This is a genomic window from Enterobacter sp. HK169, assembly GCF_001719105.1.
In the GTDB taxonomy this organism is placed as follows: domain Bacteria; phylum Pseudomonadota; class Gammaproteobacteria; order Enterobacterales; family Enterobacteriaceae; genus Enterobacter; species Enterobacter asburiae_B.
Window position 1 is genome coordinate 2,868,650 of sequence record NZ_CP017087.1, and the last position, 13,726, is coordinate 2,882,375.

Annotated in this window: 11 protein-coding genes; 5 read left to right on the forward strand and 6 right to left on the reverse strand. The window is 52.9% G+C overall.

Annotated elements, in window-relative coordinates; translation table 11 throughout:
• Nucleotides 1–33 precede the first annotated feature (33 nt).
• The 5 genes from dtd to EnteroDNA1_RS13685 all read right to left on the reverse strand — a co-directional run bounded on the left by dtd (nucleotide 34) and on the right by EnteroDNA1_RS13685 (nucleotide 3,241).
• The gene (gene dtd, locus EnteroDNA1_RS13665; protein WP_008501836.1) at nucleotides 34–471 is read right to left on the reverse strand and encodes a D-aminoacyl-tRNA deacylase; all 438 of its coding nucleotides are present in this window, start codon (nucleotides 469–471) and stop codon (nucleotides 34–36) included.
• Nucleotides 468–1,349, reverse strand: coding sequence for a virulence factor BrkB family protein (locus EnteroDNA1_RS13670; protein WP_033146965.1), 882 nt, complete (start codon nucleotides 1,347–1,349; stop codon nucleotides 468–470). Before EnteroDNA1_RS13670 ends, dtd begins: the two co-directional genes overlap by 4 nt.
• Nucleotides 1,343–1,942: a glucose-1-phosphatase gene (yihX, locus tag EnteroDNA1_RS13675; RefSeq protein WP_047059148.1), complete on the reverse strand. Its 600-nt coding sequence runs from the start codon at nucleotides 1,940–1,942 to the stop codon at nucleotides 1,343–1,345. Before yihX ends, EnteroDNA1_RS13670 begins: the two co-directional genes overlap by 7 nt.
• 88 nt (nucleotides 1,943–2,030) lie before the next feature.
• The gene (locus tag EnteroDNA1_RS13680) at nucleotides 2,031–2,501 is read right to left on the reverse strand and encodes a hypothetical protein (protein WP_069303437.1); all 471 of its coding nucleotides are present in this window, start codon (nucleotides 2,499–2,501) and stop codon (nucleotides 2,031–2,033) included.
• The gene (locus EnteroDNA1_RS13685) at nucleotides 2,498–3,241 is read right to left on the reverse strand and encodes a winged helix-turn-helix domain-containing protein (protein ID WP_069303438.1); all 744 of its coding nucleotides are present in this window, start codon (nucleotides 3,239–3,241) and stop codon (nucleotides 2,498–2,500) included. The genes EnteroDNA1_RS13680 and EnteroDNA1_RS13685 overlap by 4 nt, the downstream gene beginning before the upstream one ends.
• 545 nt (nucleotides 3,242–3,786) lie before the next feature.
• On the opposite strand from EnteroDNA1_RS13685, the gene EnteroDNA1_RS13690 reads away from it, so the two are divergent.
• Together EnteroDNA1_RS13690 and EnteroDNA1_RS13695 are read left to right on the forward strand one after the other, a co-directional pair.
• Nucleotides 3,787–4,404 carry a transcriptional regulator gene (locus tag EnteroDNA1_RS13690; RefSeq protein WP_033146969.1) on the forward strand — a complete coding sequence of 206 codons (618 nt, stop codon included), beginning with the start codon at nucleotides 3,787–3,789 and terminating at the stop codon, nucleotides 4,402–4,404.
• A gap of 71 nt (nucleotides 4,405–4,475) precedes the next feature.
• The gene (locus EnteroDNA1_RS13695; RefSeq protein WP_069303439.1) at nucleotides 4,476–7,322 is read left to right on the forward strand and encodes an autotransporter outer membrane beta-barrel domain-containing protein; all 2,847 of its coding nucleotides are present in this window, start codon (nucleotides 4,476–4,478) and stop codon (nucleotides 7,320–7,322) included.
• 82 nt (nucleotides 7,323–7,404) lie between these two features.
• Here the strand turns inward: EnteroDNA1_RS13695 and typA are convergent, their stop codons facing one another.
• Nucleotides 7,405–9,228: a ribosome-dependent GTPase TypA gene (typA, locus tag EnteroDNA1_RS13700; protein ID WP_023333895.1), complete on the reverse strand. Its 1,824-nt coding sequence runs from the start codon at nucleotides 9,226–9,228 to the stop codon at nucleotides 7,405–7,407.
• A gap of 378 nt (nucleotides 9,229–9,606) precedes the next feature.
• Between typA and glnA the strand changes: the two genes are divergently transcribed.
• The 3 genes from glnA (at nucleotide 9,607) to glnG (ending at nucleotide 13,661) form a co-directional block, all read left to right on the forward strand.
• A complete protein-coding gene (gene glnA / locus EnteroDNA1_RS13705) occupies nucleotides 9,607–11,016 on the forward strand; it encodes a glutamate--ammonia ligase (RefSeq protein ID WP_023309763.1) in 1,410 nt (469 codons plus the stop codon).
• Nucleotides 11,017–11,187: 171 nt separating this feature from the next.
• Entirely contained in the window at nucleotides 11,188–12,237 is a 1,050-nt protein-coding gene (gene glnL / locus EnteroDNA1_RS13710) for a nitrogen regulation protein NR(II) (RefSeq protein WP_008501857.1), read from the forward strand.
• A gap of 11 nt (nucleotides 12,238–12,248) precedes the next feature.
• A complete protein-coding gene (gene glnG, locus EnteroDNA1_RS13715) occupies nucleotides 12,249–13,661 on the forward strand; it encodes a nitrogen regulation protein NR(I) (protein WP_023309765.1) in 1,413 nt (470 codons plus the stop codon).
• The last annotated feature ends 65 nt before the right edge of the window (nucleotides 13,662–13,726 follow it).

A 13,726-nucleotide genomic window follows, 5' to 3' on the forward strand; every position in this document is an offset into this window, starting at 1 on the left:
CTCTTGTTACCCGCGGCCACGCCGCCAGTTGGCTCATACCTGGAGCCAGAATGTGACGGGGCCATCGTTCACCAGCGAAACCTGCATATCTGCAGCGAATCGTCCGGTTTGCGTATTCATTTCCTGCTGGCGACAACGCTCAACAAAGTACTCGTAAAGTGCTTCTGCACGATCCGGCGCGGCGCCTTTGGAGAAGCTCGGACGCATGCCGCGCTCGGTATCCGCAGCCAGCGTAAACTGGGAAACCACCAGCACGCTGCCGCCCGCCTGCTGGACGTTCAGGTTCATCTTGCCTTCCGCATCGCTGAAAATACGGTAGCCCAGCACGCGCTCACACAAGCGGTTGGCTTTTTGTTCGTCGTCATCCTTTTCGACACCTAACAACACCAAAAGTCCTGGGCCAATTTCACCCGTCACCTCTCCCTCCACGGTGACGCTGGCACGGGTTACGCGCTGTATCAATGCAATCATGGTTGGTCTGCTTCTAATTGTTTTTCAGCTTCTGCTGCTTTTTTAAGTTCGCGGTACACACCGAGAGTGACAGTTATTTCGGCACCAAGCAAGACGATACACCAGGTCCAGTAGACCCAGACAAACAAAATGGGGATCACCGCCAGCACGCCGTAAATCAGCTGATAGGACGGAAACATGGTGATGTAGAGGGCAAATCCTTTTTTACCGAGCTCAAAAAGCAACGCCGCCACCAGCGCGCCCACAACCGCATCACGGTTAGGCACGCGCGTGGTCGGCACGACGCTGTAGAGCAGCCAGAACGAGAGCCACGACAGGATCAGCGGGAAGATGCGAAGCGCATTATCAATTACGCCGTTTAAATCACTCGCCCAGCGCAAGGAGAGAAGATACGAACTGATCGCCAGGCTCGCCCCGGCCAGCAGCGGCCCCAGCGTGAGAATCATCCAGTACACGGCAAAGGAATAGACCTTTGGCCGCGCTTTTTTACTTCGCCAGATTGTATTCAGCGCATTATCAATGGCGTACATCAACAGCAGCGCGGTAACGATAAGACCGCACGCCCCCACTGCCGTCATCTTGCTGGAATTGGCAACAAACTGCTCAATGTAGTTCTGGATGACATCCCCGGTTGCAGGAATGAAATTCGCGAAGACAAAATGACGAAGCTGCAGGCTGACGTCCGCAAACATCGGAAAGGCGGAAAAAAGGGCAAAGATGACCGCCACCAGCGGCACTAATGAAAGCAACGACACGTAGGCGAGGTTACCCGCCAGCGTGGTCATGTTGTCCTCGTCAATACGGTGCCAGAGCAGTTTCAGCCAGGCCCTCAGGGGGCGAGTATGATGCGTGGCTTTTTGATGAACGGTTTTTAGCATAGCTGCTTCGCAAAGTAGTTTGGTATCGTCTCTTTTCCGGTCACCAGAATTGACGTTATACCCAACTGGTTAGCTCCCTCTATATTATCGGCGTTGTCGTCAAAAAAGACCGCATCGGCCGCGGTGAATCCTTCCGACTGGAGAACAGCCTGATAAATTCGCGCTTCAGGTTTACGCATCCCCATCTCTTGCGAAAGATAAATCTTGTCGGCCGCCGCCTTAACTTCAGGGTATTCCTCAGGCCAGAACGTGGTGTGCAGACGGTTGGTATTTGACAGCACAACGACCCGATGGCCCTGCTTGCGGAGCTTGTGCATGATGTCGATCGCTTCAGGCCGGATGGCGACAAATACTGCCTGCCAGCCGTGTGAAAACTGCTCGTAGCTCAACGGTAGATCCATCTCCTGACAGAAACGTTCAGCGAATTCTTCATCGTCGATCTCGCCGCGTTCATGCTGATGGAAGGTCTCGCCCATCGCGAAATTCTGCTTCAGTGTCGCCAGCGGAACGCGGCTAAAGTCGCTCCATGCACCCAGCACGCGATTAAAATCGATATCGACGATTACGTTTCCTAAATCAAAGATATAAAGCATGTTTATCTCCTGCTCGCCGTGGAGAGATAACTGTAGCGGGAATAAAGAGATTTGACTATGCGTGCTGTCTAAGGTGTGGGATCGATTTCTACGGCGCGCTTTTACGACAGTAAAGTGAAGGGACGTTTGACGCGGCAAAAATCCAGGCCCCGCGATACTCATCGATCATCAGGCTCAGCTCTCTTCCCGGCGTGCGATAAAAACCCGGCAGCGTGGCGTTGATATCAGCCTCACCCGCATTATCGGCGAAGGTTTTAACAATACGATCGTTATTTAATACGCGCGCGTTCTGATGATAGCTGTAGTGAAAATAGATGGTCCGGTTAACTTCAGAAACCGTCTGACCAAATAATTTACCGTTAATGACGGTGGATCCCTCCCGATGCTGCATCCGCCAGGAGACCGTACCCACAAATCGGTTTTTACCAATCGTCCATTCCACATCCCCCGTACAGCGTATCGGCGAACTCGAGAAATGCGAATACGCTAACCAGCCGCTGGTGATAGCGGCCCCCAGAAACGCCGCCAGAAAAATAATACGGTTCCGGAATGTCTTCATTGCTCATGCGCCCAAAAATAATGCGTGGTACATAATGCTGCCGCATCCCGTCGCGCATCGTTATTACAGACAAACGCCGCGATTCGCTCCGTTTTACTATAGCCGATCAGAAAAACGTATCTTTTTTCGGCGCACAGACCGGGATGATTTTTTAACAGGCGCAAGTAATGATCCTGAACAAGTTCATTAGGTGCATAAAAAAGCTGGCAGGCGTGGTTCGTACTGCCCGTTGAAAGTGGCATGTAGTGGCTAAACGGCATGTTCTGGTAATGCTTATATAATATCCCCCCGTTGATAAGCGCGATCAGCAAAAGCACAGCGGTGGTTATTATCAACCAGACCGGCATCTGCATCGCGGTATCATCAGCTATTTCCGCCTCGTTATTAACCATCACGGGCTCAGCGGTTGGGGTAAATACTTCAACCTGGGTGGCTTCGGAAAGCGTAAGCCCGCGGCGAGAAATCGTTTTTACCGTATCGCGCGGCAACCCCACCTCAGCAAGCGCATTGCGTAATGTCAAAATGGCCTGGTAAAAGGTATTCGGTGTTGTGACGTCATTGCGCTCCCCCCATCCCACCACCATTAACTTATTTTGCGAAATTATTTTTCCAGGATGGGTGATGAGATAAAGAAAACAGAGATTGGCAGGAAGCTGCAATTGTATCGTTCGCCCGGTAATATGATTTACCAGGGTTTTGTTTTCTGGGTCATACTCGACCAACTTGTTAATGAGATACAATTTTCCTTTCCTCAGAAATAACAATACATAACTCTATACACCAAAAACATATACGTATATTTAACAACAGTATAGGTCAGATGGATTAGGACGCGATACCGCCCCATCTAAGATTAAAAACAACATATTATTTTTCAATTAGTTACAAGGCACTTTTCTTAGGTTTACCTCATCTAAAACGACATAATGAGATTTCATTACACTTCGCCAGCCCAAATAATTATATTGAGCCGCAACCAGAGAAAAGACTGACGTTGCGGCAGACTGAGGAAACGAATCTTTAGCTATTAGTGCTATTTCGTGTACCTCCTTCCTGGATTTTTTTTGCCGAATAATCTTAAAGGAGTGACAAATATTCCTGGAGCACTTCTGCCAGGTGATATTTTTTCGCTATGACGACGGACTGACTGAATAGATAAGCCCAGGAATTTATTTCCCTGATACTCTTTTTCATAAACAAGACAGGATAACTGGATATGTTTCAAGATTGACACATTTGAACGGCAATGAAATATTGGCAATGAAAAAAGACAGGAGTGGACTGGATGATAACATCGTCGAAAACAGTTGCCCGCTGTATAAGCTGTGAATTGTCCTGTCAGTTATTTCCAGATAACGCAGTACGATCACAATATTGTGGTAATGCCTCGTTCGCAGTTTGGCCGGTTGGTAATCATTTCCTGCAGATTGCAGTTGTAAATAAAATATTACGCAGGAACAAGAATCACCTGTCACGAGGGTTTATTTTTGTAGACTTTTCGATGTACAACCTGCGCGTACTGGCCGATCCGCAATGGATTGAACGCCTGGCGATAACTAACATGAACATCGTTATAATCTCGGACCGTAAACTAGAGGCATTGGCTAATTACTTACTCACTCACCACAGTGAAATAAAGGGAGTTATTTATTCAGACGATAATGACGTTATATTGCAGGATAAAATCAACCACCTTTTCTCCGGAAGACGGGTAAATAGCAGACGTGGAAGTAAGTTGAATGCTGTCGAATTTACTTTGCTTAACAGGTTTTTATCAGGAGCATGCCTCCAGGAGATTATAAAAACAGACAGCATTGATGTTAAAAAAATTTATGTTCATAAAATACGACTTGAGAGGAAGTTAGGTACCAGCATTCATAAAATTCTCGTTTCTATTTTGTAATTTCAACCTCTTAGCATACCCACGATTAATCGCGTGGAGGATGTTCTACGCCTGAAAGAAAGGGGGCAGTCATGCCATATTTAATGAAACACTCACCTGTCGCAGTTGCGATTTCACTGGCGTTATCGTCATCGCTATTTACCGCGCATGCAGCGGTAATAGATTTTGCTAATTTACCTGCCTCCGGAGCAGTAACGGATTTGCCTGCAGAAATACAGGCGCTAATTCCTGCAACGGCAAACGCGAACTTTAGCAAAAATACCAGCGATCCTAACTATGTCTACCAGTACAGCCCGGGTAATATCCCAATCTACGGAGATGGGATCACCCTCGAAGGACCGGGGGCGGAAGCCTTTGAGCATCCAGTCACCGTTATTCAGAACTCCACGTCCGGCAGCCCGGGGGTAATATTTGGTGACGATCTGACTATTCGCACCCAGTCAAAAGTGGCTGCCAATAATGGTAAAGACGTCGACGGCATTCGTACCCATGGTATGAACACGCCGGACAACCCGGTGTTTATTATTACCGGAGACCGCACCCACATTTACGTTAATGGCCAAAGCGGTGACGGCATCAATGCCGGGTACAGCTCCTTCAGCCAGGGCTCTCTTGGCTCCGCCAATATTTATGTGGGTGACGATCTCTATATCGAAACCACCGGCAGTACCGGTCGCGGCATTAGCGCCTATGCATTGAATGATGCTTCAAAGGCCAAAAATAACGTTATCGTCGGCGATCGTGCGCATATTGTGACGCGTGGTACCTACGCAGAGGGGATTCGTACCAACCAGAGCGGCTCTTATGTTCGTCTGGGGAGTGAGGCCACCATCGAAACGTACGGCACATCGGCCTACGGCCTGTATGCGGGCTCTGCATCCAAAATTGAGCTGGGAAAAAACGCGACGATTACCACCGACGCGGCCAGCGCCTCCGGGTTGTATTCTACCGGCTCGTCAACCATCACCCTTGATGAAGGCGCGACCATCACCACCAACGGTGCCAGCGCGCATGGCGTCTATGCGTACACAGGCGCGGTGAATCTTGGTGATAACGTCACCATTGCGGTCAACAGCAGCGAGAAAACCAGCAGCTCCGCGCAAGCGCCGCACGGAATGTATGCCTGGTCACGCGGCGTGATAACGCTCGGGGGTGGCGCAACCATTACCACCGCAGGCCAGCGCGACAGCGGTAGCTATGCCCTGAACGCCAGCAACGGTGGCGTGATTGATGCCTCCGCGGGCGGAAAATTCACCCTCAACGGTGACATCCTCTCCGCTGGCGGCGTCGCGGCCACCAGCACTGCCGCAGCGCAAAACAGCGCGATCGCGCTCACCATGCAGGACAACTCTCTCTGGAACGGGGCGTCTTACATTGAGAGCAACGCCAACGGTACCGGGACTATCGCGCTTACGATGAATGATGCCGTGTGGAATATGCGCGACAGCTCCACGCTGACCAGCCTGACGCTGAATGCGGGCGGTACGATTAATTTCCAGCATGCTGAGGATGCGGCGTGGCAAACCCTGACCATCAGTGACGATTTTATCGGCAACGGCGGCAAGCTGGTTTTCAATACCGTGCTGTTTGACGACACATCGGAAACGGACAAACTGATCGTTGAAGGCAACACCTCCGGTCATACCGGGGTGGAAGTGAACAACATTGGCGGTACTGGCGCACAAACCATTGAAGGGATAGAAATCGTCAGCGTTGGCGGCAACTCTGACGGGACGTTTGAGAAGGCCAGCCGTATCGTGGCGGGGGGTTATGACTATAACGTTGTGCAAAAAGGTAAAAACTGGTTTCTGACCAGCCTGGTTGAGCCCGTTGACCCGCCGGTCGACCCGGTAGACCCACCTGTTGACCCTGTGGACCCGCCCGTCGACCCGGTGATTCCGCCGCAGGAACCGGTCCCCCCTGCTGCACCACCGAAAAGCGAGCATCAGTATCGCCCTGAATTTGGTAGCTATCAGGCGAACAGCTATGCGGCAAATACGCTGTTTATGACCCGCCTGCACGACCGTCTGGGTGAAACGCAGTACACCGACCTGCTCACCGGCGAGCAAAAAGTGACGAGCCTGTGGATGCGTAACGTCGGTGGCCATACGCGTTTCAGAGACGGCAGCGGCCAGTTAAAAACGACCGCCAATCGCTACGTGCTGCAGCTGGGTGGTGATGTCGCCCAGTGGAGCACCGACGGCCTGGATCGCTGGCACCTTGGCCTGATGGCGGGCTACGGCAACAGCCAGAGCCGGAGTGCTTCCAGTCTAACCGGATACCACTCGCGTGGCGAAGTGAATGGCTATAGCGTCGGTTTGTACGGTACCTGGTACGCAAACGACGCGGATAAAAGTGGAACCTACGTTGATAGCTGGATGCTGTATAACTGGTTCGACAATAAGGTGATGGGGCAGGATCAGGCGACTGAGAATTATCGCTCCAGCGGCGTAACCGCCTCTGTAGAAGCTGGCTATAGCGTTAAGATGGGCGAAAGCGGCCGCAACAGCTACTGGATCCAGCCGAAAGCGCAGGCCGTTTGGATGGACGTGCAGGCTGATGACCATCGCGAACGCAACGGCACGCGGGTGAAAGACGAGACTCAGGGGAATCTGATGACACGTCTCGGCGTGAAGGCCTATATCAGCGGACATAACGCGATTGACGACGGTAAATCCCGTACCTTCCAGCCGTTTATCGAGGCGAACTGGATCCACAATACCCAGACCACGCGCATCCGCATGGATGACGTCAGCAATCAAATGCGCGGTGCTCGCAATATCGGCGAGTTAAAGACGGGCGTAGAGGGACAGATTACACCTCAGCTTAGCGTTTGGGGCAATGTGGCTCAGCAGATAGGCGACAAAGGCTACAGCGATACCCAGGGGATGCTGGGGGTGAAATACAGCTTCAAATAATAATAAAAAAGCCGCTGAGAGATCAGCGGCTTTTTAGTTGCCGGGTGGCGTTCACGCTTACCCGGCCTACGGATTGACCGTATTACTCTTCTTTCGCACCGCGCATAGCACGTTTACGATCGTTCTCGGTCAGGTGACGTTTACGGATACGAATTGACTGTGGAGTCACTTCTACCAGTTCGTCATCATCGATGAATTCCAGAGCCTGCTCCAGAGTCATCTTGATCGGTGGAACCAGAACCGTTGCTTCGTCAGTACCGGACGCACGCATGTTGGTCAGTTTCTTACCGGTCAGGCAGTTTACGGTCAGGTCGTTAGAACGACTGTGAATACCGATGATCTGGCCTTCATAAACTTCAGCACCGTGACCCAGGAACAGCTTACCGCGATCCTGCAGACCGAACAGCGCAAACGCAACCGCTTTACCCTGACCGTTGGAGATCAGCACGCCGTTGTTACGCTGGCCCACTTCGCCTGGACGCACGTCGTCGTAGTGGCTGAAGGTGGAGTACAGCAGACCGGTACCGGAGGTCATGGTCATGAACTCTGAACGGAAGCCGATCAGACCACGGCTTGGGATCACGTAGTCGAGACGTACGCGGCCTTTGCCATCTGGATTCATGTTTTTCAGGTCGCCTTTACGCTCACCCAGAGCCTGCATCACAGAACCCTGGTGCTGCTCTTCAACGTCCAGCGTTACGTTTTCGAACGGCTCTTGTTTACGGCCGTCGATTTCGCGGAAGATTACTTTCGGACGGGAAACCGCCATTTCGAAACCTTCACGACGCATGTTTTCGATCAGTACAGACAGGTGCAGCTCACCACGACCAGAAACGCGGAATGCATCGGCATCCTGGGTTTCTTCAACGCGCAGCGCAACGTTGTGCACCAGCTCTTTGTTCAGGCGGTCAAGGATCTGACGAGAGGTAACGAATTTACCTTCTTTACCACAGAACGGAGAGGTGTTGACGTTGAAGAACATGGATACGGTTGGTTCATCAACGGACAGGGCTGGCAGCGCTTCGACGTTCTGCGGATCGCAGATGGTGTCGGAGATGTTCAGTTCACCCAGACCGGTGATAGCGATGATGTCGCCCGCTTCCGCAACGTCACTCTCGATACGCTCAAGACCCAGGTGAGTCAGTACTTTACCGACTTTACCGTTACGGGTTTTGCCTTCGCTATCGATGATAGTAACCTGCTGGTTAGGCTTCACTTTACCGCGCTTGATACGACCAATGCCGATTACGCCAACGTAGTTGTTGTAGTCGAGCTGAGAGATCTGCATCTGCAGGGTGCCGTCGAGATCGACGTTTGGTGCAGGAACACGGTCAACAATCGCCTGATACAGCGGGGTCATGTCTTCAGCCATGTCTTCGTGGTCCAGACCTGCGATACCGTTCAGCGCAGAGGCGTAAACGATAGGGAAGTCCAGCTGCTCGTCGGTCGCGTCGAGGTTAACGAACAGGTCGAAGACCTGGTCAACAACCCAGTCAGGACGCGCGCCAGGGCGGTCAACTTTGTTGATAACAACGATTGGCTTCAGACCATGGGCAAAAGCTTTTTTGGTCACGAAGCGCGTCTGTGGCATTGGGCCATCCATTGCGTCAACGACCAGCAGAACGGAGTCTACCATGGACATTACACGTTCAACTTCACCACCGAAGTCGGCGTGCCCTGGGGTATCAACGATGTTGATACGGTAGTCATTCCATTTAATCGCGGTGTTTTTCGCGAGGATGGTAATCCCACGCTCTTTCTCCAAATCGTTGGAGTCCATCACGCGTTCTTGGGTTTCGGCACGCGCATCAAACGTACCGGATTGCTGCAGCAGCTTGTCGACCAGGGTAGTTTTACCATGGTCAACGTGCGCGATGATGGCGATGTTACGCAAATTTTCGATCACAACTTTGCCTCAGGCATTTAGAAATAGCGCGTTATTGTACACGGATTAATCGCACTACAAAACAGGATCACAAACATCCCCCGCAAACAAGTATTGCAGAGATGCTTTGTGATCGCTTTCACGGAGCGGTAAAAGGGCACTTTAACGTAAATTGCACCAATATGGTGCTCAATGTTCACATTGAAGCACTATACTGGTGCAACAAATCCATTGTGGTGCAGCCCTTTTGCACTATGGTGCGCATGATAACGCCTTTTTGGGGTGATTTAAAAGTTGGCACAGATTTCGCTTTATAAAAAATACATGGCACCAGCCAGTACAAACAGAAATTGAAGACCTCGTTACCACGACGACAATGACCAATCTGGAGAGTTAAGTATGTCCGCTGAACACGTTTTGACGATGCTGAACGAACATGAAGTGAAGTTTGTTGATCTGCGCTTCACCGATACCAAAGGTAAAGAACAGCACGTCACAATCCCTGCTCATCAGGTGAACGCCGAATTCTTTGAAGAAGGCAAAATGTTTGACGGCTCCTCCATTGGTGGCTGGAAAGGCATTAACGAATCCGACATGGTTCTGATGCCAGACGCGACCACTGCGGTCATTGATCCGTTCTTCGAAGAACCAACCCTGATCATCCGTTGCGACATCCTCGAGCCAGGCACGCTGCAGGGCTACGACCGCGACCCACGTTCTATCGCGAAACGCGCTGAAGAGTACCTGCGTTCTACCGGCATCGCAGACACCGTTCTGTTCGGGCCAGAGCCAGAATTCTTCCTGTTCGATGACATCCGTTTCGGTGCCTCTATTTCTGGCTCCCACGTGGCTATCGACGACATCGAAGGTGCATGGAACTCCTCCACTAAATACGAAGGCGGTAACAAAGGTCACCGTCCTGGCGTGAAAGGCGGTTACTTCCCGGTTCCTCCGGTCGACTCTGCACAGGACATCCGTTCTACCATGTGTCTGGTGATGGAAGAGATGGGCCTGGTTGTTGAAGCTCACCACCACGAAGTGGCGACTGCTGGTCAGAACGAAGTGGCAACCCGCTTCAACACCATGACCAAAAAAGCGGACGAAATTCAGATCTACAAATACGTTGTGCACAACGTTGCGCACCGTTTCGGTAAAACCGCGACCTTCATGCCAAAACCAATGTTTGGCGATAACGGTTCCGGTATGCATTGCCACATGTCTCTGTCCAAGAACGGTACCAACCTGTTCTCTGGCGACAAATATGCCGGTCTGTCCGAGCAGGCGCTGTATTACATCGGTGGTGTTATCAAACACGCTAAAGCAATCAACGCCCTGGCGAACCCAACCACGAACTCCTACAAGCGTCTGGTCCCGGGCTACGAAGCGCCAGTGATGCTGGCCTACTCTGCACGTAACCGTTCTGCTTCTATCCGTATTCCGGTGGTGGCTTCTCCTAAAGCACGTCGTATCGAAGTTCGCTTCCCGGACCCAGCGGCTAACCCATACCTGTGCTTCGCTGCACTGCTGATGGCCGGTCTGGACGGTATCAAGAACAAGATCCACCCGGGCGAAGCGATGGACAAAAACCTGTACGACCTGCCGCCAGAAGAAGCGAAAGAGATCCCACAGGTTGCTGGCTCTCTGGAAGAAGCCCTGCAGGCCCTGGACGCAGACCGCGAGTTCCTGACTGCAGGTGGCGTATTCACTGACGACGCTATCGATGCTTACATCGCCCTGCGTATGGAAGAGAACGACCGCGTGCGTATGACGCCACACCCGGTAGAGTTCGAGCTGTACTACAGCGTTTAATTAAAGTTGTTTTACCCGGCGTGATAAGCGCCGGGGGTAGTTGCCGTGGAAACTTTTAGCCCATCTCCGGATGGGCTTTTTTCTCCACCAACAACCTGATCTCACGCGCTTTTTACGCCGAAAACGCTATACTGCACTAAATTAGTGCAAACGACTCCAGGAGACTGCTGAATGGCAACTGGCACGCTGCCCGATGCTGGGCAGATCCTCAATTCTTTGATTAACAGCATATTGCTGGTCGATGACGAGCTGGCCGTTCATTACGCCAACCCGGCCGCGCAGCAGCTGCTCGCCCAAAGCGCACGTAAACTGTTCGGCACCCCGCTTCCTGAACTCCTGAGCTATTTTTCACTGAATATTGGCCTGATGCAGGAAAGTTTGCAGGCCGGCCAGGGGTTTACCGATAACGAAGTGACGCTGGTGATCGACGGGCGCTCGCACATTCTGTCGCTAACCGCGCAACGTCTTCCCGAAGGCCTGATTCTGCTGGAAATGGCGCCGATGGATAATCAGCGTCGGCTGAGCCAGGAGCAGCTTCAGCACGCGCAGCAGATTGCCGCCCGTGACCTGGTGCGCGGTCTGGCGCATGAAATCAAAAACCCGCTGGGTGGATTACGCGGCGCAGCGCAGCTTCTGACTAAAGCGCTGCCCGATCCCGCGCTGGCGGAATATACCAACGTCATCATTGAGCAGGCGGACCGTCTGCGGAATCTGGTAGACCGTCTTCTCGGTCCGCAGCAGCCGGGAATGCACGTCACGGAAAGCATCCATAAAGTGGCTGAGCGGGTGGTGAAGCTCGTCTCAATGGAGCTGCCGGAGAACGTCACGCTGGTACGTGATTACGATCCAAGCCTGCCGGAACTGGCCCATGACCCGGACCAGATTGAGCAGGTCCTGTTGAATATTGTGCGTAATGCCCTGCAGGCGCTTGGGCCTGAAGGCGGCGAGATTATTTTACGCACCCGCACCGCCTTCCAGCTCACGTTACACGGCGTGCGCTACCGGCTGGCCGCCCGAATCGACGTTGAGGATAACGGGCCCGGCATTCCATCGCATTTGCAGGACACCCTGTTCTACCCGATGGTAAGCGGTCGCGAAGGCGGAACCGGCCTGGGCTTATCCATTGCCCGCAGTTTGATCGATCAACACTCCGGGAAAATTGAATTTACCAGTTGGCCGGGACATACCGAGTTTTCGGTTTTCCTGCCGATTAAAAAATAAAGGTGACGTTTATGCAACGAGGGATAGTCTGGGTAGTCGATGACGATAGCTCCATCCGTTGGGTGCTTGAACGCGCGCTCACAGGGGCAGGATTAAGCTGCACGACGTTTGAGAGCGGCAGCGAAGTGCTCGACGCACTCACCACCAAAACGCCAGATGTTCTGCTTTCGGATATTCGTATGCCGGGCATGGACGGGCTGGCGCTATTAAAGCAGATCAAACAACGCCACCCTATGCTTCCGGTCATCATAATGACCGCGCACTCCGATCTGGATGCCGCAGTGAGCGCCTATCAGCAAGGGGCGTTTGATTACCTGCCCAAACCCTTTGATATCGACGAAGCGGTGGCGCTGGTTGAGCGCGCGATTAGCCATTATCAGGAGCAGCAACAGCCGCGCCACGCGCCCGATTTTGGGCCAACGACAGATATCATCGGCGAAGCGCCGGCGATGCAGGACGTGTTTCGCATTATCGGTCGTTTGTCCCGCTCGTCCATCAGCGTATTGATTAACGGTGAATCGGGAACCGGTAAAGAGCTTGTGGCGCATGCATTGCACCGCCACAGCCCGCGGGCAAAAGCGCCGTTCATCGCCCTGAATATGGCGGCGATCCCGAAGGATTTGATTGAGTCCGAACTTTTCGGCCATGAAAAAGGGGCATTTACCGGCGCCAATACCATTCGCCAGGGGCGGTTCGAACAGGCTGACGGCGGCACGCTGTTCCTGGATGAAATTGGCGATATGCCGCTGGATGTCCAGACCCGCCTGCTGCGCGTGCTGGCCGACGGGCAGTTTTATCGCGTGGGCGGCTATGCGCCGGTGAAGGTGGACGTGCGCATTATCGCCGCGACCCACCAAAACCTGGAGCAACGCGTGCAGGAAGGAAAATTCCGTGAGGATTTATTCCACCGTCTGAACGTCATCCGCGTTCATCTGCCGCCGCTGCGTGAACGTCGGGAAGATATTCCCCGCCTGGCGCGCCATTTCCTGCAGGTGGCCGCTCGTGAGCTGGGTGTGGAAGCCAAGCAGCTTCACCCGGAAACCGATGCCGCTCTGACGCGTCTGGCGTGGCCGGGCAACGTGCGTCAGCTGGAAAATACCTGCCGCTGGTTAACCGTGATGGCCGCCGGGCAGGAAGTGCTGATTCAGGATTTACCGGCCGAGCTGTTTGAAGCGACCGCGCCTGAAAGCAGTACCGGGCACGCGCTGCCGGACAGCTGGGCGACGCTGCTGGCGCAGTGGGCCGACCGCGCGCTGCGTTCCGGTCATCAAAACCTGCTGTCTGAAGCTCAGCCGGAGATGGAGCGTACGCTGTTAACTACCGCGCTTCGTCATACGCAGGGCCATAAGCAGGAAGCCGCTCGCCTGCTGGGATGGGGACGTAATACCCTGACGCGCAAGCTTAAAGAGCTGGGAATGGAGTGATCGCACGCCGCTGTGTAAAGGTTATTCATTGAGCGCAAATTGCCGTTATTTTGCGCTTTACTGTT

Coding starts and splice junctions, on each gene's coding strand:
- EnteroDNA1_RS13670 (WP_033146965.1), bottom strand. CDS start 1,349: ATGCTAAAAACCGTTCATCAAAAAGCCACGCATCATACTCGCCCCCTG.
- glnL (WP_008501857.1), top strand. CDS start 11,188: ATGGCAACTGGCACGCTGCCCGATGCTGGGCAGATCCTCAATTCTTTG.
- EnteroDNA1_RS13680 (WP_069303437.1), bottom strand. CDS start 2,501: ATGAAGACATTCCGGAACCGTATTATTTTTCTGGCGGCGTTTCTGGGG.
- dtd (WP_008501836.1), bottom strand. CDS start 471: ATGATTGCATTGATACAGCGCGTAACCCGTGCCAGCGTCACCGTGGAG.
- EnteroDNA1_RS13690 (WP_033146969.1), top strand. CDS start 3,787: ATGATAACATCGTCGAAAACAGTTGCCCGCTGTATAAGCTGTGAATTG.
- EnteroDNA1_RS13695 (WP_069303439.1), top strand. CDS start 4,476: ATGCCATATTTAATGAAACACTCACCTGTCGCAGTTGCGATTTCACTG.
- glnA (WP_023309763.1), top strand. CDS start 9,607: ATGTCCGCTGAACACGTTTTGACGATGCTGAACGAACATGAAGTGAAG.
- glnG (WP_023309765.1), top strand. CDS start 12,249: ATGCAACGAGGGATAGTCTGGGTAGTCGATGACGATAGCTCCATCCGT.
- yihX (WP_047059148.1), bottom strand. CDS start 1,942: ATGCTTTATATCTTTGATTTAGGAAACGTAATCGTCGATATCGATTTT.